This is a genomic window from Blautia hominis, from assembly GCA_002270465.1.
Lineage (GTDB): Bacteria > Bacillota > Clostridia > Lachnospirales > Lachnospiraceae > Blautia > Blautia hominis.
Genome location: NQOF01000009.1, coordinates 1 through 20,683 on the forward strand (window position 1 = coordinate 1; position 20,683 = coordinate 20,683).

Consider the following 20,683-nt stretch of genomic DNA (forward strand, 5'->3'; position numbering starts at 1 on the left):
TTGGCCCTTATCTTTCGACCTTTATCTTTTGGCCTTTATCTTTCGACCTTTATCTTTTGGCCTTTATCTTTCGACCTTTATCTTTTGGCCTTTATCTTTCGACCTTTATCTTTTGGCCTTTATCTTTTTCTTTTACCTTTTCTTTTATCTTTTTTACTTTTATCCTTCCGCCTTTCACTACCAGGGGAATGCAAAGTATCGGGAGCGGGCCGGTGTCTATGTGGGGTGAGCGATGTACAGAGGAGCGCCGGGAAGATCCACCTGCCCCAGACGCTTAATGAAGAGGCCATTGCCGATGAATTTAGCGACTGGGAGCAGGTTAGCTTCCCGGCAGCGGAACGCTTCGCTCACCCCACATAGACACCGGCCCGCTCCCGATACTTTGCATTCCCCGTCCCCGTCCCTCGTCCCCCCATCCCCATTAACCCAAAAAAAGGACTCATGCCCCAAAAGCATGAGTCCCAAACTATGTACAAAATCAATCCACAATACGTCTAACCGCAATATAAGGTCTATACAGCGCATTGCTTGAATATTTAATACCACCCTGCGGATACGGTGCAGAGTTGGATGCATGTACAATACCGCCGTCACCTGTCAGGATAGCAACATGTCCTGAATAAACGATGATATCGCCTGCGCGTGACTGGGAATAAGAAATTCCGCGTCCGTCTCCAGCCTGTGAATCACTTGTTCTTGAAATACTATATCCAAAATGAGCGAACACCTGCTGTGTAAATCCTGAACAGTCAATACCATTCGTCAGACTGTTACCGCCATATACATACGGATTCCCGATAAACTGGCTTGCGTAAGCAACAACCGCTTCTCCTGTTGCGCTGTATCCGCCGCCGCCCTGTTCTTCTTCTTCCGGCTCTTCATAGGAAGGAGTTTCCGGTACATAGTTATTACTCGGAACCTCTGGCTCGTCCTCATCGTCCACGTCGTTGTCAGTAACGTTATTGTTGTTATTGTTGTTGTTATTATCAGTATTAGTATTCTGTGTATTCGCTACGTTCTGCTGTTCCTGTCTCTGTGCAGCCGCTTCAGCTTCCTTAGCAGCTTTCTCTTTCGCCTTCTTAGCCTCTGCAGCCTGTCTTGCTTCTTCTTCCTGGATTCTCTGAAGCTCTGCATTCTGCTGTTCGATCAGGCTTCTATACTCATCTGCCTGTGCCTGAACATTTGCGATCTGAGTCTCATAATCGGAAGCAACTGCTTTTTTCTCTTCCAGCGCTGCCTCTAAGTTTACCTGCTGGTCTTCCTGAGCCTGTTTCATCTCTTCCAGCTCGGCCTTTTCCTGCTCCAGCTGATTGCCCAGGTCAGTTACCTGCTGAACAGTGTCTCTCAGTTTCTCCAGCTCGTCCCTGTCAAACTGATACATCTTCTCTGTGTATTCAGCTTTGCTGAGCAGGTCTGTGATGCTGTTAACCTCCAGAAGCATCTGTGCCCATGCGTCACTTCCGCCGTTCTCATACAGATACTGGATCCTCTTTTTCATTGCAGCATACTGCTCATCACGATCAGCCTCTGCTTCTGCTAAATCCTCTTTTGTTTCAACGATGGCGCCCTCTTTATCAGAGATTTCACCTTTCAGTATGTCAATCTGTGCGATTACCTGAACCAGATTCTGATCCAGAGAATCAATCTCTCCAAGTAAATTATTCTTTTTCTCTTCCAACTCCGCTTCCTTGCTCTCTGTTGCGGACAGTTTGCTTTGTGTGTTTGCTTTTTCAGCCTGCACTTCGTCTTTTCTTGCAGCTGCTACCGGCATCACCTGTGCTGCGGCCAGTGCAAAAATAAGGCTGAGACAAAGGAATCTCTTTTTCATACTGCTATGTACCTCACTGTTGGTATTTAATATTTACTACTCTCTAAGTAATATTTCCGAAATAATTTTCACTTCCCGCTTATGATATCACAAATTTATTACACTTGCAAGAGGAAATCACTGAAATCTTTAAGTTTTTGTTACAAAAATAAATTTTATAGTAATATTTTATAAAATCCGGCCATATCATTATGCCTTTATAGGGCACATAGACAATCCCTTTCATTTCCTGTTTTTTCAGCACTCACTAAAATATACAAAGGCCGTACCCACCACCTTTTGGTGACGGGGCACGGCCCTGTTAAGTATCATCATGTATTGCTCTATGTAATTACTCTACAATTCTTCTGACTGCAATATATGGTCTGTAGAGAGCATTGCTGGAATACTTGATTCCACCCTGCGGATACGGTGCAGAGTTGGATGCATGTACGATTCCGCCGTCTCCGGTAAGGATTCCAACGTGTCCGGAATATACAATGATATCACCTGCACGGGATTCGGAATAAGAGATTCCACGGCCTGCACCCGCCTGGTCATCCGTTACACGCGGAAGGCTGTAGCCAAAGTGTGCAAATACAGACTGTACAAATCCGGAACAGTCAGCACCGTTTGTCAGGCTTGTTCCGCCCCAAACATATGGATTACCGATAAACTGACTTGCATAATCCACAACTGCCTGTCCTGTTGCACTGTAACCGCTGTCGCTGCCCTGGTCTTCTTCCGGCTCGTCATAATCCGGTGTCTCAGGTTCATTATAATCCGGTGTTTCCGGTACTTCTGCCGGAGGTGTCACATTATTATTGTCTTCCGGTTCCTCTGTATCATTATTATCATCAGAGACATCATTATCTGTATTATCGTTGGTATTCTCATTGGAATTACCGTTATCAGTGCTTACATCCGCGCTGTTCTGGCTGTTGTCCTCTTCCTCAGCATCTTCCTGTGCCTGCTGCTGTGCGGCTTCCTGAGCTGCTTTCTCCTGAGCCTTTCTGGCTTCCTCGGCTTTTTTCGCTTCCTCTGCCTGACGGGCTTTCTCTTCCTGGATCTTCTGCAGTTCTGCATTCTGCTGTTCGATCAGGCTTCTGTATTCATCTGCCTGTGCACGCACATTTGCAATCTGTGTTTCATAATCGGATGCTGTGGCTTTCTTCTCATCAAGAGCGCTCTGCAGACTTGCCTGCTGCTGTTCCTGAGCCTGTTTCATCTCTTCCAGTTCAGCTTTCTCCTGCGCCAGCTGATTGCCAAGGTCTGTTACTTCCTGAACAGTTTCCTTCATCTTCTTCAGCTCATCTCTGTCATAATCATACATCTTCTCTGTGTACTCTGCTTTGCTGAGAAGTCCGGTAATACTGTCGGATTCCAAGAGCATCTGCGCCCATGCATTAGTTCCGCCGTTCTCATACAGATACTGGATCCTTTTCTTCATATCCTCATACTGTTTGTCACGGTTCGCCTCTGCAACAGCCAAATCATCTTTTGTCTTGTCGATCGCACTCTCTTTATCTGTAATCTCACCATTTAGAATATCTATCTGTGCCATAACCTGTACAAGGTTCTGGTCAATGGAGTCAATTTCGTTCAATAACGCTGTTTTCTGGTCTTCCAACTCAGATTCTTTGCTCTCTGCTGCTGATAATTTACTTTGTGTCTCTGCCTTCTCAGCCTGCACATCATCTTCCCTTGCAGCTGCTACCGGCACAACCTGGGTCATGGCCATTGTAAAAATAAGACTGAGAATAAGAAATCTTTTTTTCATTATTATGTACCTCACTAATCATGTCTGAATCTGTAACTACTTGTAACATTTTTGAAATATTTCTTATCTGTCACCCATAATACCACATAATTATTACAGATGCAAGAGTTAAATTTCCAAATCATTAATTATTTGTTACAAAATGGCACTTTTTCGTAATAATTAGCGAGACACACTTTTAATAATTATGCTTCAACCACCAGGGAATTACCGTCTTCCTTGTCCTGAGGCAGTACCTTTTTAGGCGTGGATACCACTTCCTGATTGTAACAGCAGAAAATATCTTCCACTTTGTTTTTTTCCATTTTAGGAGTGACCAGACTCACCACAGGCACAACAACAAACCCAACTACCATGGCGAAAGCGCCTGCATTAATAGGGGATGCAATGTAATGTAAGAACAGGTTGGAAACCGTTATACCGATTCCGGTTATGAAGCAGACCCATACGGACAGTTTGGTTGTTCTTTTCCAATACAAGCCGAATAAAAACGGGGCCAGGAACGCTCCTGCCAATGCCCCCCATGAGATTCCCATAAGCTGTGCTATAAATGTAGGCGGATCCAGGGCCAGCACCACCGAAATGGCTATAAACACTACAATCAGTCCGCGCATGACCCGAAGCTGGTTTTTCTCACTCATATCCTTTGCCACGGTTCCCTTCAGGAAATCCAGTGTCAGCGTGGAGCTGGATGTCAGTACCAGGGAAGAGAGGGTGGACATGGACGCGGAGAGCACCAGTACGATCACAACACCGATCAATATATCCGGCAGTGTAGACAACATATAAGGAACAATACCATCATATATGACTGTACCATCCGCTTTATATAAGGATGGATTGTCAAAAAGACGGCCAAAACCTCCCAGGAAATAACAACCTCCGGAGATTACAATAGCAAAAACTGTAGAAACCACCGTCCCTGTCTGGATCGCTTTCTCATCCTTGATCGCGTAAAATTTCTGAACCATCTGCGGAAGTCCCCAGGTCCCCAGGGAAGTCAGGATAACTACACCCAGAAGGTTTATAGGGTCCGGTCCAAAGAAGGAGGTAAAAGCACCTGACTGCCCTGCAGTCACCGGTACGTCGCTTGGAATATCGGCAAGCTGTCTCACAGCCTCTGTAAATCCTCCCTGCCCGCTTAATACGGCCCCGATAACAGCCGCAATCCCAAACAGCATGATGATCCCCTGTATAAAGTCATTGATAGCTGTGGCCATATAACCGCCCAGGATCACATATGCTCCTGTAAGAGCTGCCATAACCACTACGCACACAGCATACGGTACATCAAAGGCCAGCTCAAACAATCTGGACAGCCCGTTATAGATAGATGCTGTGTAGGGAACCAGGAAAATAAATACAATGGCTGACGCAGCGATCCGAAGTGCATTGCTGTCAAACCGCTTGCCAAAGAAATCCGGCATGGTAGCTGCATGCAGATGCTTTGTCATAACACGTGTCCTTCTTCCAAGAACCACCCATGCCAAAAGGCTTCCGATTATGGCATTCCCAATCCCGATCCATGTACCTGCCAGTCCGTATTTCCATCCAAACTGTCCTGCATATCCTACAAACACGACTGCGGAAAAATAAGAGGTTCCATATGCAAACGCGGTAAGCCAGGGACCTACACTTCTCCCTCCCAGCACAAACCCAGCCACATTTGTAGCATGTTTTCGGGAATACAGGCCAATACCCACCATAGAGCCGAAAAACAGCAGCAAAAACAGTATCTTAATCTCCATTTTTTTATTCTCCTTTTATATGTTTTCGCTTATGCTTTAAACCGCAACGGTTTAAACCATTAAAGCAATAATTGCAAAGAAAAAGAGGCGCCGCTTTCCGCTCAGAAAAGCGGACGCTTCTTATCTTCTTGTAGATTTTCTGAATAGTTAACCATCCGGTTTCTATTTTTTCAGATCATTCAGTTCTTCTTCCGAGAACATCTTCATACCTGCATCTTTTAATGTCTGATATGTACGTGCCTGGTCAGAAGTCTTCACCACCATGGCGCCGCCCTCTTTGCCGGTAACCAGTGCATACATATATTCCAGATTCAGCCCTTTTGCACTTAATGTATCCATGATCCGGCTCAGTGCGCCCACCTCCTGCTGCAGTTCCACTACAAGCACCGGTGTCAGCACTGCTGTGTACCCTTTTTCCAGAAGTACCTGTTTCGCCCTGGCGGAATCAGAGACGATCATCCTGGCGATCCCATAGTCCGTGGTATCGGAAAGTCCCAGGGAAATAATATTGATCTGATTCTCCTTGAGCGCGTCAGCGATCCCTTTCAGTTTACCCGGACGGTTCTCCAGAAATATGGACAATTGTTCAATAAACATTTACGCTACCTATCCTTTCTCTGTCTTCTGTATCTGTAAAAACAGGGAATTTTCTGCTATTTTAATTCATATCCTGTCAGGAACGCTTTTTTATTTATCTCCACAGTCTTAGGCGGAACGGTCTTTTCAATCACATTGAGCCACTCTTCCCTGGAGTAATCCATATGCTGTGCAGCAACCCCCAGTACAATAACATTAAATACCTTTGTATTGCCCAGTTCCCTTGCCACCTTCATAGCATCCACTGCATAGACCTTGTGCGTCTGGCGAAGTGTATCCAGAATTCCATCCGGGTATTCCGCTACTCCGGTCACAACTGTGATAGGATCAATCCTCTGGTCATTTACAATGATCACACCGTCTTTTTTAAGAAACTGACGGTAACGCAGAGCTTCCAGGCGTTCAAAGGCAATGAGCACATCTGCCTGGCCTTCCTCCACGATAGGCTCCTGTACTTTTTCTCCGTAACGGACAAAAGTAACTACACTGCCGCCTCTCTGTGCCATTCCATGCACCTCGGAAAGCTTTACATCGTATCCGCCTTCCACAGCGAGTCCTCCTAAAATACGGCTGGTGAGAAGTGTTCCCTGACCGCCGACTCCCACTATCATAATATTTCTTGTTGCCATTACACTTCTACCTCCTCTATTGCATCAGCGGGACAAAGCTGTTTGCAAAGTCCGCAGCCATTGCACATGGTATCATCAATGGAAATCGTTCCATCTTCATTCTTGGTGAGGGCCGGACATCCCGGTCTTAAACAAAGTCCGCATTTTTTACATTTCTCCGAAACCGGTCTGCACTTTGTTTTAAACACATTAGTTTTTAAAAGTACACAAGGTGCCTGAGCGATGATCACAGAGACAGCATCTCTTGCCACTTCCTCCTTGATGGTCTTTTCCAGTGTCTTAATATCAAATGCATTCACCACATTGACATGCTCAATACCAATCGCCTTGCAGAGTTTGTAGATATCTATGGCAGGCACCACCTGGCCTTTCAGGGTCTTACCTGTAGCGGCATGGTCCTGATGACCGGTCATACCTGTTGTGGAGTTATCCAGAATGATGACCGTTCCTGTAGCCTGGTTGTAAACCATGTTCATAAGGGAATTCACACCTGTATGCATAAATGTGGAATCACCGATAACAGCCACCCAGTCTTTGACATATTCTTTTCCTCTGGCCTTCTCCATTCCGTGCAGGGAGCTGATAGATGCTCCCATACAGATTGTGGTATCCACAACACTCAGCGGAGCAACCGCTCCCAGAGTATAACATCCAATATCGCCTGCTGCGTGTATCTTCATCTTTTTCAGAACGGAATACACGCTTCTGTGAGGACATCCCGGACAGAGGATCGGTGGACGGGCCGGTACCTGTGCCGGTGCTGCTGCCTCGATTTCCTCCCCTAATACTTTTCTGCGTATCATGTTGGCACTGTATTCTCCCTGCAGGGTAAATACATCTTTTCCTGAACATGCAATGCCCCAGGATTTGATCTGCTCCTCAAATACAGGCTCCAATTCCTCAAATATGTAAAGCTTATCAACCTTAGACGCAAACTCCTCTATGAGCTTTCTCGGCAGCGGATGTACCATACCTAATTTCAGTACACTTGCGTTTGGCATGGCTTCCTTCACATAATTATAGGGAATCCCGCTGGTAATAAAGCCAATAGAGGTGTCATGATACTCTACCTTGTTGATCTCCAGGCTGTTGGCATCCTCAGCCAGCTTTTTCATTCTCTCTTCCACTACCGGGTGACGCTTGATGGCATTGCCCGGCATCATTACATATTTCTGGAACTTACGCTCATAAGGAGTATCTTCTCTCTCCACTCTGTCTTCCAGCTCTACAATTCCCTGGGAATGTGCCAAACGTGTGGTCGTTCTCACAAATACAGGGGTATCATATTTTTCGCTGAGGTCATAGGCTGTCTTAACAAAATCCTTAGCCTCCTGAGAATCTGACGGCTCCAGTACCGGAACCTGCGCAGCCCTTGCCACCGCTCTGGTATCCTGCTCATTCTGAGAGCTGTACATTCCGGGGTCATCTGCCACTACCAGAACCAAACCTCCGGTCACACCGGTGTAGGCTGCTGTATAGAGCGGGTCTGCTGCCACATTCAGCCCTACATGCTTCATAGATGCCATGGCCCGCACACCGCTGATGGACGCACCGATCGCCACCTCTGTTGCCACTTTCTCATTTGGGGCCCACTCTGCATAAATTTCCTCATATTTTACTATGTTCTCACTGATCTCTGTACTGGGTGTTCCGGGATATGCTGCGGAAACCTTTACCCCTGCTTCCCAGGCACCTCTTGCAATGGCTTCATTGCCAAGCATGATTTTCTTTTCGCCCACGTTTCCTACCTTCTTTCTGTTATTGTGTTTCTGCACAGCTATTCAGCAAGTCTGCATGGATCCCTGCAGGTAACTGTGAAGTACTGAACAGTTGCGTTTCTACTATATATAAAGACTATTGTAAAACTAATTCTTTCTTAAATCAATCACTCGTTTTGCTTTCCCTTCAAAACGCTGGATGGAATTTGGAGATACCAGGGAAACCTTCACGTCCAGTCCCAGAACCACTCGGATCTTAGATTTAATCTTCTTTTCCAGTTCCTGCAGGGCTGCATAGGAATCCATCATATAATCAGAAAGGACTTCCACACGGATTTCCAGGGTGTCACTGTGATTCTTTCTGTCCACCACGATCTCATAATGGGGTCCGCACTCCTCAATATTAAGAAGCACCTCCTCTATCTGGCTTGGGAACACATTTACACCTCTGATCTTCAGCATATCATCGGTTCTTCCCAACAGGTTCTCCATTCTCACCGTGGTTCTGCCGCACTTACAGGGTTCGTACATAAGCCTTGTGATGTCTTTGGTGCGGTAGCGGACCAGGGGCAGCGCCTCCTTGGAAATACAGGTGATGACCAGCTCACCCTTCTCTCCCGGCGGAAGGACCTCACCGGTCCTGGGATCAATAATTTCAGGTATAAAATGGTCTTCATTGACATGCATACCGTTCAGCTCCAGGCATTCCCCGGAGACTCCCGGTCCCATCAGTTCACTCATGCCATAATTCTGCGTGATATTCATATGATCGCCCCAGGCTTTGTACATCTCCTGGCGCATGGCTTCTGTCATCAGTTCGCTTCCCACCAGCGCGGTCCTCATATCCAGATCACGCTGCGGATGAATGCCCATCTGCTCTGCAACCTCCGCGATACGCAGCGCGTAGGAGGGTGTAGCGATCAGCAGTGTAGTTCCAAAATCCTTCATAAACATAAGCTGCTTCTCTGTATTCCCGGTAGAGGAAGGAACAATGGCAGCCCCCAGTCTTTCCAGACCATAGTGAAGTCCCAGCGCTCCTGTAAACATACCGTAGCCGAAACAAATCTGCGCGATCTCGTCAGGCTGCGCCCCGCCCATACATGCAATACGGCAAACACATTCTGACCAGATATCCAAATCTTTTCTGGTATAACCTACAACTGTTGGCTTACCTGTTGTTCCGCTGGATGCGTGGATACGAATCAAATCTTTCTTCGGTACTGCGAACAGCCCAAACGGATAATTGTCCCTCATGTCCTGCTTTGTGGTAAACGGCAGGTTATGTAAATCTTCCAGACCCCTGATATTCTCCGGCTTGATGCCTGCCTCATCCATCTTTTTCCGGTAAGGCTCCACTGTATTGTAGACACGCTCCACCGTTTCTCTGAGGCGCGTGGTCTGAATCTCTTTGATCTCCTCCCGGGATAGTGTCTCTTCTTTTGCCCAAATCATAACTTTCTTCCCTTCATTTCTCAGCCCTCATCCGTGTCAGGGAAACCTGCTGCCTCCCCGCAGAGCTGTCTGTGCTTCCTATCTTATCATATTTATCACGTCAAAGCAATGAAGCAACCTGATTTTCTTAGGAATATTTCGTTATTTTTTGCGTATTTTCTTTGCTCCGCTCCCATTTTATGTTAAAATGTGAAAAACGAGAATGTGTTGATCGCAAATTTCAAATCAATAGTATAAAAGAAACGGAGATAAGCATGAAGAAAAAATTAAATGAATTGATCTACGCAATTTCCCGCTATACTGAAATTGCTCTGTCGGCAATTATGCTGATGGTCATAATCGTCCTGATCATACCCATGATCTACAACTTCATCAGCATCCCCCTGCTCAGCATAAAGGCCAGTCAGTTCAATGAATTTCTGGGCAATATCCTGACTCTGATCATTGGAGTGGAGTTTGTAAAGATGCTTGCAAAACATACCGCGGAAAATCTGCTTGAGGTACTTATGTTTGCCATTGCCAGACAGATGATCGTGGAGCATCTTGATATGATCGATACCCTGATCGGAATCATATCCATAGCAATCATCTTCGCTGTCCGTAAATATCTGCTGCTCAAATCCGCGGATAACAAGGAAAAAATATACGATAAACTGTAGAACCCCAGCCGCATAGCTCCTGTGCTATGCGGCTGCTCTCATACCTGTCATTCCATCGGTACAAGCACCTCCCAATATCCTTTATGACTGCTCCCCACATGGCGGAGACCTCCCTTGTCTTTCCACTTCTTCATATAATATTTTACCCTGTCTACATTCCACCGCAGTTCTCTTGCCAGTTCCCTCTGAGAGATAAATGGATTATCCTTAACTGCCTGCAATATCTGCCTATCATAATCGGACATAGGTGCCGTGGGGATTTGGGTGGTAACTCCTCCATTTTGGGTAGTATTCCGCGTAGTTTGGGTAGGGCCGCATACTGATTGGGTAGTATTTCCAACTGTTTGGGTAGTATTATTGACAGCAGGCCAGGCGGTTATCCCTTTCGGATTCTGTTTTTCTGTTCCGTATACGGGAAGCCTTTCCATTATAAAAGAATGATTTGTAAAATCTGCTGATTCCCGATACAGATTCACACGGAAATCCATTCCCGATTCCAAAAATTCAGGTTCTCCTACCCCGAACTCCCTGCATGCTTTCAGCATTTTGGGTACGCCGCTTCCCCACTGTTCAATAATCTTCATATAGGTAAAGGCATTGGCGATCGCTCTGTTTCTCGGCCGGGAATATCCCTCTCTCATCTGCGCAAGTGTCAGCCCTCCGAACAGCATACCCGGAGATGTTACCTCCAGACGGTCATCATATATGGCAACCTGCACACATCCGGGGTTCAGATAACTCCTGTGTGTCACCGCGTTAGCAATAATCTCACGAATACAGATAATTGGCAGTTCATAGTCATCTACTCTGTACAGCCCAGAATACTTTGCCCCATAACGTATGTTGCGCAGAACAAAGTTGTATGCTTCATCGATCTGATCATAAATAGGTCCCGTGTACTCCCGCCGCTCCAGAAACTCACCTCTCGTTGTCCCTCTGAACACAGCGCACTGTATCTTTGCCTGTAGAAAATCATTGTCTGTCAGCAGCACAAAAGCATTGGTAGGCAGTATTCTCCCTTCCTTTTCGGTCAATATTCCCCAGGACAGCAGATTACTTTTTGTCACTGTCTTTACTGCCGCTCTCTCATTCTCCGTACCGCACATCTTCAGCGCGTATTGTCTCATAGAACTGCACAATGCCTCTATCTGTGTATCTCCCGCCAAACGGGGGGCTGCATAAGTCTGGTCAAAACACCGGTTCATCCCCTCGAACTCCAGCTCCCGCAGCAGATAACTGTCCGCAGGCCGCGAAGTCCCTGAAATCCTCACATATGTCCCTGCTTCTTTTCCCAATGATGTTATATAATATGGCCTCTGCCCACCCGGATAAATCTGCACCACGATCAGTGTCTTATCTTCTATGGTCTGCAGGGTAATATCAGGAATGATCATGGGCGTACAACTGTCACAAATAGCACTGGTGAGACTGTCCATGGCCTGAAAGACGGTTTCCCGGGGCACGCCTAAAATTTGGTGCGTCCCGTCCTCAATCCCAAAAATCAGCCTGCCTCCCGCTGTGTTGGCAAAGGCAACAACTGTCTTCATATATCGCTCACTTCTGGTCGGAACCTCCTGTTTAAATTCCATATTTTTTGATTCACCGGAATAAATTTCTTCTATTGTCATATTCCAACCTCCCGTATCGTTCAGGAACAGGCAACTGTTCCATACCCTGCATCCACAGACTAAAATTTATGGGGAACCGCCTTTAGCCTTGAAAATTTGACTGCCGCGCTGCCTTTTTTCACAAGGAAACTGTCTTATAGTCGGCCTGGTAAACGCAGGGATTTGCTGAATCGTTACATAAACACTATCAAATTTACTGCTGCTTTACAAGATACGGACAGCAATTTTAAGACAGCCGTTTTTTCGATAGGAATTATCCTGTTACTGTTCACTCCGTGTCCAGTAACACGCTTCGCGATGCACAGATATGGAGCATTCTGCCCCATATCGCGCTGGCTGCCTGGGGATTTTCATACTTCCGGCATGAAAACGCCTCCCGGTACAGTGGCCTGTGAACAGTAACCTTATCCTGTCATAAACATAGTTTATCACACTTTGCAAATTCCCTCAATGCAAATCGAACATACATTCTATTTTCGTGATATGATACAAAATCTGCCGGTTACAAACCATCCAAATTTGTCTCTATTTGCCATTGATCAATAAAATTTTTTGAAGCCGGCAGTATTCCATCCGGTATTGTTTCTGACCGGATGGAGCACTAGTGCCGGCGTAAATGCCTCGAATATAGAGTGCCTGATATCTGCAAGCGCGTCTGCAAAGCCACGGCGTAGCGGGCTCATGCCAAAAACAGCCGGCACGGATTATATTCTCAATCCGCACCGGCCGTCAGGTAAGCCAGACTTATATTAAGCTGTTTCAACTTACACCGCAATAAACGGTATCACATACGCCACAACAGCAATGACAACAGCACACGTCACCACAGTTCTCCAGATTTTAAATTCTTTATCCATCTTCTGTCTCTCCTGAGGTGTGGGGATCTCTTCCTCCATGATCAGGCGGTCCACTTCCTCCGCCTCATCACCCTGGTAACGTTTCCTGCAGACAGCATATATGATCAGCCCCAGCGCACACCAGATAACACCTGTCACCAGTGCCTCCCTGTCAAGCTGTGTCATCATGACAAGGTAGATGATCACACTGACCGGCGCTCCGATCATGATACCCGGAGCCTTAAAAGGCCGTTTTAGATCAGGATGTTTCTTACGAAGCCCGAAAGAGGCCGCAATACCGATCACATAGTAAAACAAATCCGCAAATAGACTCACGGACGCTATGTAGATCATAGAGTTGGACGCGATCAAAAAGGCGGAAAGCAGACCAAGTACAATGATGGAGATATAAGGCGTCTTATATTTAGGATGAACCTTTGCAAATACCTTCGGCATAGCTCCGTCACGTGCCATAGTAAAAAGATACCTGGGCGGCACGGCAATACTGGCATTCAAGGTTGAGAAGTCACCGCCAAAAGCAATTCCCGCTGCCAGAAGGATCAATGGAAATCCAAGGATGCCCGCTGTTTTCATAGCCTCCGCAAAAGGTGCGCTGGCTGTGGACAAGGTGGCTATCTGCTCTGTGGGCACGATTCCCACCAGGAACCACTGGAATGCCGCATTCACCGCAAACACAATAAACGGTGCGAGAAACAGGGCGCGGGGGATGTTGATCTGCGGATATTTGATTTCCTCACCCATGGCGCAACAGGTCTCAAACCCTGCAAAACACCACCATATCATACTGACGGATGCGATAAAACCAAGCGGAGTGGACTGGGCAATAAAATCAGGGAGTTTAACAAAATTGGGCATATTCACGTTGGGGATCATGGTCAAAAACCAGATGACTGCTACACCCCAGAAAAAGAACATAAATCCGTTCTGGAGCCTTCCGGTCATCTCCACACCCCGGACGTTTGTGATAATGAACGCTATTACCACGACTGTGGCAACCACACGGTCGCTCACAGGCAATTCAATACCCAGTGCAGAGAAAAAAGTTTTGAAGTAAAAACTAAAGGCCAGTGCCTCCCCGCTGGTAACCGCTACCAGGGAAATTATAAAATTCCACCCGGCAAGCATTCCCATGGGTTTTCCTATACCCAGGGATGCGTACTGATATGTGCCGCCTGCGTAGGGGAGCGCAGCTCCCATCTCCGCATACAGCAGCGCCGGATAAATACTGATAAGCATAGCAACAAAAGTAGCCAGGATGACAGCCGGTCCCAGGCCGCCCACCACATTGGCACCTGTGGTGAACAGACCTACGCCAACCACGGTCCCCACTGTGATCGTGACCGCTTCCTTCATCCCGAAGGTTCTTTTCAATGTATTTGTATTCTGATTACTCACGATGATCTCTCCCTCTTCCTTCTGTCAATTTAGTCCTGCTTTCCCTCTGAAAATCGGATATCGGCAGCCTGTTTGTGGCCTTTCAGCCCTTCCCCTTCAGCCAGCCTGGAAACCAGGGGCGCAATATTTCTCATAGCTTCAGGAGTCATACTCTGCTGCGTACAGGTTTTCAAAAAGGTTCCCACCCATACGCCCCCCGTATAACGGGCCGCTTTCAGCGTGGGCAGCGTATGGTTGGTGCCGGATGCATAGTCCCCGAACACCTCTGCCGTATTCTCCCCTATAAACAGGGATCCATAATTGCAAAGTCCGGGAATCAAGGCATCAGGGTTTTTCACATTCAGCTCCAAATGTTCCGGCGCATACTCATTTACTATATTCACTGCCTCCTCGAGGTCAGACACCACAACCACCTCACCGTATGTCTCCCATGATTTTTTCGCAATATCCGCAGTCTCTAGCACTTCCAGTTCCTTTTCCACTGCCTCCATGACTGCCTTGCCGAATGCCTCGTCTGTAGTGACTACCATGCCCTTTGCATTGACATCATGTTCAGACTGTGCCAGCAGGTCCGCTGCCACGATCCCCGGTGTGCCGCTGCCGTCGGCAATTACCAGCACCTCGCTTGGACCGGCTACAAAGTCAATCCCCACCTGGCCGTAACACTGTCTCTTGGCCTCTGTCACAAAGCGGTTGCCAGGCCCTACGATCATATCCACCGGCGCGATCTCCTCTGTCCCGTAGGAAAATGCGGCGATAGCCTGTGCCCCGCCCACCGCGTAAATTTCATCCACACCTGCAATGTCCATGGCCGCCAGTGTCTTGGGGTTGATCTTTCCCGTTCCCTTCATTACCGGGGAACACGCTGTCACACGCTCCACCCCTGCGGTCCTGGCTGGTATGATCAGCATCAGGGCTGTGGAATACAGAGGGTAATTTCCTCCCGGCACGTAACAACAGCAGGATTTTACGGGAATGATCCTGTGACCCAGAAAAATCCCCGGCATGGGGCTGAAGTTTTCGAGAGGCTTCACAGTCTCCCTCTGTGCCTGGGCAAATGCCTGTATGTTGGATGCCGCTGCCTTTAGATCCGCAACCTCCTGGGGCGAAAGCTGCATATAAGCCTCCCTGATCTCCTCCTTTGAAACACGCAGGGAAGTTCTTTCACATTGGTCAAATTTTCTGCTGTACTCCCTGAGCGCATCATCTCCGTTTGCCCTAACATTATCTATGATCTCCTGCACTATACCGGACAGTTCTTTTCTGTCCTCCTCTGTTCTCTCTTGCGCTTTTTTTAATATTTTCATGATCCATACCTCACTTTTATATGAATTCCATACGTTTTCTTTATCGTGATACCATAATAAATCATAGAGTCCGCTTTAGGTCAATAACCGGTTTTTCTAAAAACCGCCGAAAATCTTGAGTATACTCCAGATTTATGCTAGTATAAGTCAAAGTAAGTCAAACGTGTATACAAACATGCCCACTTGGCTCGTTGCCCGCGGAAATAACTCCGTGCTTTGCGGGCATGACACGTATATGGATTTTGCAGGAGGTGCAGGGTTGTGCGCATAGGAAAAGTATCAGAAAAATATCACATTTCTGTAGATAATATCTACTATTATATCAATTACGGTCTCTTGGTTCCGCCCAAACCCAGAGGGCAGTATGTGTTTGATGAACAGACCGTCAGGGACCTGGAATGGATCCTGGGTTTAAAAGAGCTGGATTTTTCTCTGCGGGAGATCCACGTTATCCTGTCCCTGAAACGCATCTCAGGATTAGCAGACCCCCAGGATATGGAAGAACTGAAAGAAATCTTCAAGGGAAAACGCGACTTCTGCAGGAAAGAAATCGGGCGCAAACAGCAGATATTGGAACATTTGGACTCACATATCAAAGCCATGGAAGCCCGTGAAAACGTTCCGCAGCACAGTACCGGTGTCCCTCTTTCGGCCCTGCCGCTTTTGCGCTGCCCTGTCTGCGGCGGCCCCCTCTCTCTGTCTGAGGTGGAAATGGACCAGCGCTTTATTTACAAAGGGAACTTATCCTGCGCCTGCGGTTACAGCGCTCATATCTCCTCAGGCATCCTCATGACACCAAACAAAAATGAAAACCTGCAGGACACTCCGGATATCACCAGGGAACTTTACAAGGACCTTCCCCCTGCCCTGATCAGCACCTTCCAGCGCTCCTATAACTGGATGCTCAAACAGATCCAAGAGACCGGCCTGCACAAAAAAGTAGTTGCGGAAACATATGTCAACGCCTGGTTTTTTATGCACAACCACCTGGAATATCTGCCCACAGACAGCCTGTACATAGTCATTGACAAATATCCGGAAACACTCCTCATGTACAAACATCTGATCGAACGCCAGAAACCGGAACTGGACATCCTGTATCTGGCAGACTCCAGCACCCGTTTTCCGCTGAAAGAAAACTGCATAGATGTACATCTTGACTTCTTTGCAGCAAACGAACATAATTTTTATCATGACACATTTTTATATGAAAGGATCGCTCCCTATCTGACTGCACAGGCGGAATTAGTGGGCACCTATTTCTACTTTGAAAATGCCCCCAAATCCATGCGGCTCCTCCTAAGCCAGTACCCGGAGTGCAGCAGCAGCAACTTTCATCTGAGCTATTTCCTCTCCTCCCTGGAAAAAGCAGGATTCTGCCTGGTGGACTCCGAAGACAGCGGAGCTGTGACGGATTCGGGGAACAACTTGGGATTTGGGTTTCATGTGAAAGGTGAGAAGATGCATCTGATGCCTTACCATGCCAGAAAATAGAATACACATGTGCACGACTTACACCCATCAGAGCGCGCCCACGGCGTGCAAACTAAAAAAGAGGATGCCGCGCGCTTGAACATCAAGGGTGCGCATCCATTCTTCCTGGGATAATTTCATACCTGTCCGATATTTCTTAATCTGCGTATTCAGCTCCAATGTTTCCGCCTCCTCGTTTTTATTTGTTCTCTCGACCTGTATCCAGTATAGGATCTTCAGGCCGTTATTTCTATCAAAGCCCTTTTACATGGCCGTAAATACGTGTGTCAAAAGTGTTTTACATGGCATGATCTGCACGATATCCACACTTTTGCTGTATAAATAACAAATACTATTATACATCACCTCTCTCCTGTTTGGAAACAATCTCCGGCAGAGCATAAAATCCCATGCCATTTATAAATCCCTGTACAGAAACAGAAAAAAGCAGCCCCGAATGATATGATACCTCATTTCAAGGGAAACTGAAAAAACAGAACATGGAACAGGCCATGTCAAGATCAGGGCATAAGAACGTCCTCAGGACAAGTATCCGTGTAAACCGCCTCCGGAGGTACGGATTGAAACAATGACCTGTGATAAACCCACAGAATATCCTACAGCTGAAAATAAACAAATTAAGAAATATAAAGAAAAGTGGTCTGCATAGAAAATGACCACACTTAAATCTGTGTGGCCATTTATTAGTACCTGATTTTAGATATTTTACTTGTCTGCTAGACAAAGCATACCATTATTTAAAGAATTTTTCGGCAGCCCGGATCAGATAGCAGGTATCTTTCACCCCTGCCGTCTCGTAAGGAGAGTGCATAGCAAGCTGCGGAAGGCCGATATCGACAGCGTTTAACGCCACTTTTGTATTGGAAATGTTTCCAAGGGTGGAACCTCCCAGCATATCCGAACGGTTTGTAAATGTCTGGAACGGCACGCCCGCCTCCCTGCATAGATCTTTGAAGACTGCAGCGGAAACACCGTCAGTACAGTATTTCTGGTTTGCGCTGTGTTTGATCACGATTCCCTCGTTCATATAAGGGCGGTTCACCGGGTCTGCCGCTTCCTTGTGGTTTGGATGGACTGCATGGGCATTGTCCGCGGAGAGCATAAAGCTCTTTGCAAGCCCTCTCAGATACTCCTCATAAGACAGTCCCAGACACTCATTTACACGCACCAGTGTATCGTAAAGGAATGTGGAAGCCGCGCCCTGCTTGGTTCCGCTTCCCACTTCCTCATTATCCAGCACACAGTGCACTGCCACATACTCTTTCTTATCTCCCTTTAAAAATCCCTGAAGAGAGGAGAAAGCACACTGCAAATCATCCAGACGTGAGGAGGATACAAATTCCTCATTAGCCCCCCAGATACTTCCCTTTACACGATTATACAGGAAAATATCATGTCCTAAAATGTCTTCCTCCTTCACACCTGCGTTCTCTGCAATCGTCCTCATAAAGGTATCTTTAGAGGAAATATCACCGTACAGGGGAAGCATATCCACCTGCGCATTATATTTGTACCCGTCATTGACTTCCCGGTTCATATGGATTGCCAGATTAGGGATCATCAGAAGGTCCCTGTCCACATCCACAAGCTTTGTGACAAAAGCTTCTCCCTCTTTTACGATCACTCTTCCGGCTACGGAAAGGGGACGGTCAAACCAGGGAGCGCAGAGCATACCACCGTAACGCTCCACATTCAGCTTCACATACTTATGGTCCACTTCCATCTCCGGATTTTCCTTGATCTTGAAAGTAGGGGAATCGCTGTGGCTGGCCATGATCCGGTATCCCATAAATCCGGTCTCCGGAATGGTAAATGCCACAATGGAGGAGTCATTTCTGGTGACAAAATATCTGCCCCCCTTAGTAATCTCCCACTTGTCTTCCTCTTTCAGCTCTGCAAAACCATCTGCCGAAAGGATTTCCTTCATATTTTTAATGGCGTGAAAGCAGCTTGGGCTTTTCTCAATAAAGGCCAGAAGCTGTTCTGCTGTTTCTCTGTACATAAAATCTTCCTCCTTGAATTCTGTCCGCTCATGGGACTTCCTATTTTCTATTGTACCTGTCCGGCCCGGTTCTGCCAACAGGAATTTGAATAACAAACGCCCGGCTGCCGTTTGGCAGCCAGACGCTCTTTCTGCAGTGGTATGTGTTGCCGCACACCCCTGCCGTTATTTATGCCTGCCCCTTTGCTTTGGAACGTTTTGCGATCTGCGGCATAATGAATCCCAGTCCGATCAGTACGAAGGGAGTCACAATGTTCAGCACAAACTGGAAAGTATCCTCAGAATAGATACCCAGAATACACGCAAATGCAGTGAACAGGAAACACCATGCGCCCAAAATAACGCCTAAAGTCCTGTTCTTCACAAAACGGTACTGCGCCGGGAATCTCTCCCCTGCTTTCTTCAGGGCAATGTACGCCACAAACACCCAGAGGTAACGCAGAGGCATACAAACCGAGTTCACCTTTACCAGCCAGCGTACCAGGGTATCCACGCTTCCGATCCCGATCGCCGGAACAATGATCAGAATGGACACAATGATCATGACCAGCTTGTGGCCGTTTGTATAAGTGCCGTGTTTATTCTGTTTGAACATGGACGCAGGGATGAAATTGTCATCCGCATTGTCAAGCAGCATACGGAGGGGCGCGTCGATGGAGATGATCATAACCGTAAACTGTCCGATCAGGTTACAGATCGCATATACCACCACGAAGAAGTTGCCCAGTCCGTAATACTCTCCCAGGGTCTGGAAGGCATAGTAGGCACCATTTGTCATAAGGTCTTCCGGAATGTTGTTGGAGTCAAACATCATACCCATGGCAACGGTTCCCAGCATAGCGCAGACGGCAACCATGATAGCCAGGGCGATCATGCCCTTTGAGAAATCCTTCGCAGGATTCTTTGTCTTATTTACATACGGAGATATCTTCTCACATCCGCCCACGGCAAACACCAGAATGGACAGGTTCAGTAAAAACTTCGCATCAAAAGACGGCATGAAGGTCTTCACAGACCAATCTATATCCAGTACATTTGCATGAGTGATAGCCGGAGCTGCCAGCATCATGACCACAAACAGCAGGGACATGATAAACATGGTGGAACCCGCCAGTGTGGATAGCTTTTTCAGCACATTGATCCCCTTGGATGCCACCCAGACAGCAAACAGGAATAATACCAGACATAAAACCTGCAGCACTCTTGTGTTCATGGAGCTGATCCGGTTGTCCCTGAAGATCGCCCAGCTTGCTGCAATAAAGGAAGCACTTGGCTTCTGGGAAATATAAGGCATGTGGACGATCCAGTATGTCCATCCGGCCATGTAAGCCATTCTCGGGCTTATAGTCTCCAGGATCCAGGAGCTGACACCGCCGCCCGCATCCTTGAAGGCACTGCCCAGCTCGCCTACCATCAGTGCATATGGCACAAAATATATGGCAAATATGATCACCCAGGATATGATTGCCTTTAATCCGCCGTACTCTGAGAATCCATTGATCACATTTCCGAATCCCCAAACAGTGGAAAATGCCATAAACGCAAGGCTGTACCACAAGATTTTCTTTTCACTTTCTTGTTGTTTCATTTTCTACCTCTCCTTGATTTTT

15 protein-coding genes and 1 pseudogene are annotated in these 20,683 nt (G+C 47.1%); 3 read left to right on the plus strand and 13 right to left on the minus strand.

All coding sequences use genetic code 11. From position 1 onward, the window contains the following. A pseudogene (locus tag CI595_RS26460) lies at nt 1-360 on the plus strand (hypothetical protein); the annotation flags it as partial. A gap of 118 nt (nt 361-478) precedes the next feature. On the opposite strand, the gene CI595_RS22845 reads toward CI595_RS26460, so the two are convergent. The 7 genes from CI595_RS22845 to CI595_RS22875 form a co-directional block, all read right to left on the minus strand. Further along, a complete protein-coding gene (locus CI595_RS22845; protein ID WP_095175930.1) occupies nt 479-1,828 on the minus strand; it encodes a C40 family peptidase in 1,350 nt (449 codons plus the stop codon). Between the two features lie 331 nt (nt 1,829-2,159). Beyond that, entirely contained in the window at nt 2,160-3,587 is a 1,428-nt protein-coding gene (locus tag CI595_RS22850) for a C40 family peptidase (protein ID WP_095175931.1), read from the minus strand. Between the two features lie 185 nt (nt 3,588-3,772). Next, entirely contained in the window at nt 3,773-5,335 is a 1,563-nt protein-coding gene (locus tag CI595_RS22855) for a sodium:solute symporter family protein (protein WP_095175932.1), read from the minus strand. Between the two features lie 162 nt (nt 5,336-5,497). Next, complete coding sequence (locus CI595_RS22860; protein WP_065543290.1) at nt 5,498-5,932, minus strand: ACT domain-containing protein; 435 nt, start codon at nt 5,930-5,932, stop codon at nt 5,498-5,500. 56 nt (nt 5,933-5,988) lie between these two features. Next, the gene (locus CI595_RS22865) at nt 5,989-6,561 is read right to left on the minus strand and encodes an indolepyruvate oxidoreductase subunit beta (RefSeq protein ID WP_095175933.1); all 573 of its coding nucleotides are present in this window, start codon (nt 6,559-6,561) and stop codon (nt 5,989-5,991) included. Continuing rightward, nucleotides 6,561-8,300, minus strand: coding sequence for an indolepyruvate ferredoxin oxidoreductase subunit alpha (gene iorA, locus CI595_RS22870; RefSeq protein WP_095175934.1), 1,740 nt, complete (start codon nt 8,298-8,300; stop codon nt 6,561-6,563). Before iorA ends, CI595_RS22865 begins: the two co-directional genes overlap by 1 nt. A gap of 126 nt (nt 8,301-8,426) precedes the next feature. Then, nucleotides 8,427-9,731, minus strand: a complete 1,305-nt coding sequence (locus tag CI595_RS22875) for a phenylacetate--CoA ligase family protein (RefSeq protein ID WP_095175935.1) — start codon at nt 9,729-9,731, stop codon at nt 8,427-8,429. A 254-nt stretch (nt 9,732-9,985) separates the two neighbouring features. Here CI595_RS22875 and CI595_RS22880 point away from each other — a divergent pair, with 254 nt between their 5' ends. Continuing rightward, on the plus strand, nt 9,986-10,390 hold the full coding sequence (locus CI595_RS22880; protein ID WP_095175936.1) for a phosphate-starvation-inducible PsiE family protein: 405 nt from the start codon (nt 9,986-9,988) through the stop codon (nt 10,388-10,390). Nucleotides 10,391-10,437: 47 nt separating this feature from the next. Here the strand turns inward: CI595_RS22880 and CI595_RS22885 are convergent, their stop codons facing one another. The 3 genes from CI595_RS22885 to hisD all read right to left on the minus strand — a co-directional run bounded on the left by CI595_RS22885 (nt 10,438) and on the right by hisD (nt 15,577). Then, the gene (locus tag CI595_RS22885; protein ID WP_095175937.1) at nt 10,438-12,018 is read right to left on the minus strand and encodes an ATP-binding protein; all 1,581 of its coding nucleotides are present in this window, start codon (nt 12,016-12,018) and stop codon (nt 10,438-10,440) included. Between the two features lie 764 nt (nt 12,019-12,782). Continuing rightward, nucleotides 12,783-14,270, minus strand: coding sequence for an APC family permease (locus CI595_RS22890; RefSeq protein WP_095175938.1), 1,488 nt, complete (start codon nt 14,268-14,270; stop codon nt 12,783-12,785). 29 nt (nt 14,271-14,299) lie between these two features. Then, nucleotides 14,300-15,577 carry a histidinol dehydrogenase gene (gene hisD / locus CI595_RS22895; RefSeq protein ID WP_095175939.1) on the minus strand — a complete coding sequence of 426 codons (1,278 nt, stop codon included), beginning with the start codon at nt 15,575-15,577 and terminating at the stop codon, nt 14,300-14,302. 261 nt (nt 15,578-15,838) lie between these two features. On the opposite strand from hisD, the gene CI595_RS22900 reads away from it, so the two are divergent. Continuing rightward, complete coding sequence (locus CI595_RS22900) at nt 15,839-17,071, plus strand: MerR family transcriptional regulator (RefSeq protein ID WP_095175940.1); 1,233 nt, start codon at nt 15,839-15,841, stop codon at nt 17,069-17,071. A 27-nt stretch (nt 17,072-17,098) separates the two neighbouring features. On the opposite strand, the gene CI595_RS26765 is transcribed toward CI595_RS22900, so the two are convergent. The 3 genes from CI595_RS26765 to CI595_RS22910 all read right to left on the minus strand — a co-directional run bounded on the left by CI595_RS26765 (nt 17,099) and on the right by CI595_RS22910 (nt 20,661). Then, the gene (locus tag CI595_RS26765) at nt 17,099-17,230 is read right to left on the minus strand and encodes a hypothetical protein (protein ID WP_279233399.1); all 132 of its coding nucleotides are present in this window, start codon (nt 17,228-17,230) and stop codon (nt 17,099-17,101) included. A gap of 574 nt (nt 17,231-17,804) precedes the next feature. After that, nucleotides 17,805-19,073: a M18 family aminopeptidase gene (locus tag CI595_RS22905; RefSeq protein ID WP_095175941.1), complete on the minus strand. Its 1,269-nt coding sequence runs from the start codon at nt 19,071-19,073 to the stop codon at nt 17,805-17,807. 169 nt (nt 19,074-19,242) lie between these two features. After that, entirely contained in the window at nt 19,243-20,661 is a 1,419-nt protein-coding gene (locus tag CI595_RS22910) for an APC family permease (protein ID WP_095175942.1), read from the minus strand. Nucleotides 20,662-20,683: the final 22 nt, after the last annotated feature.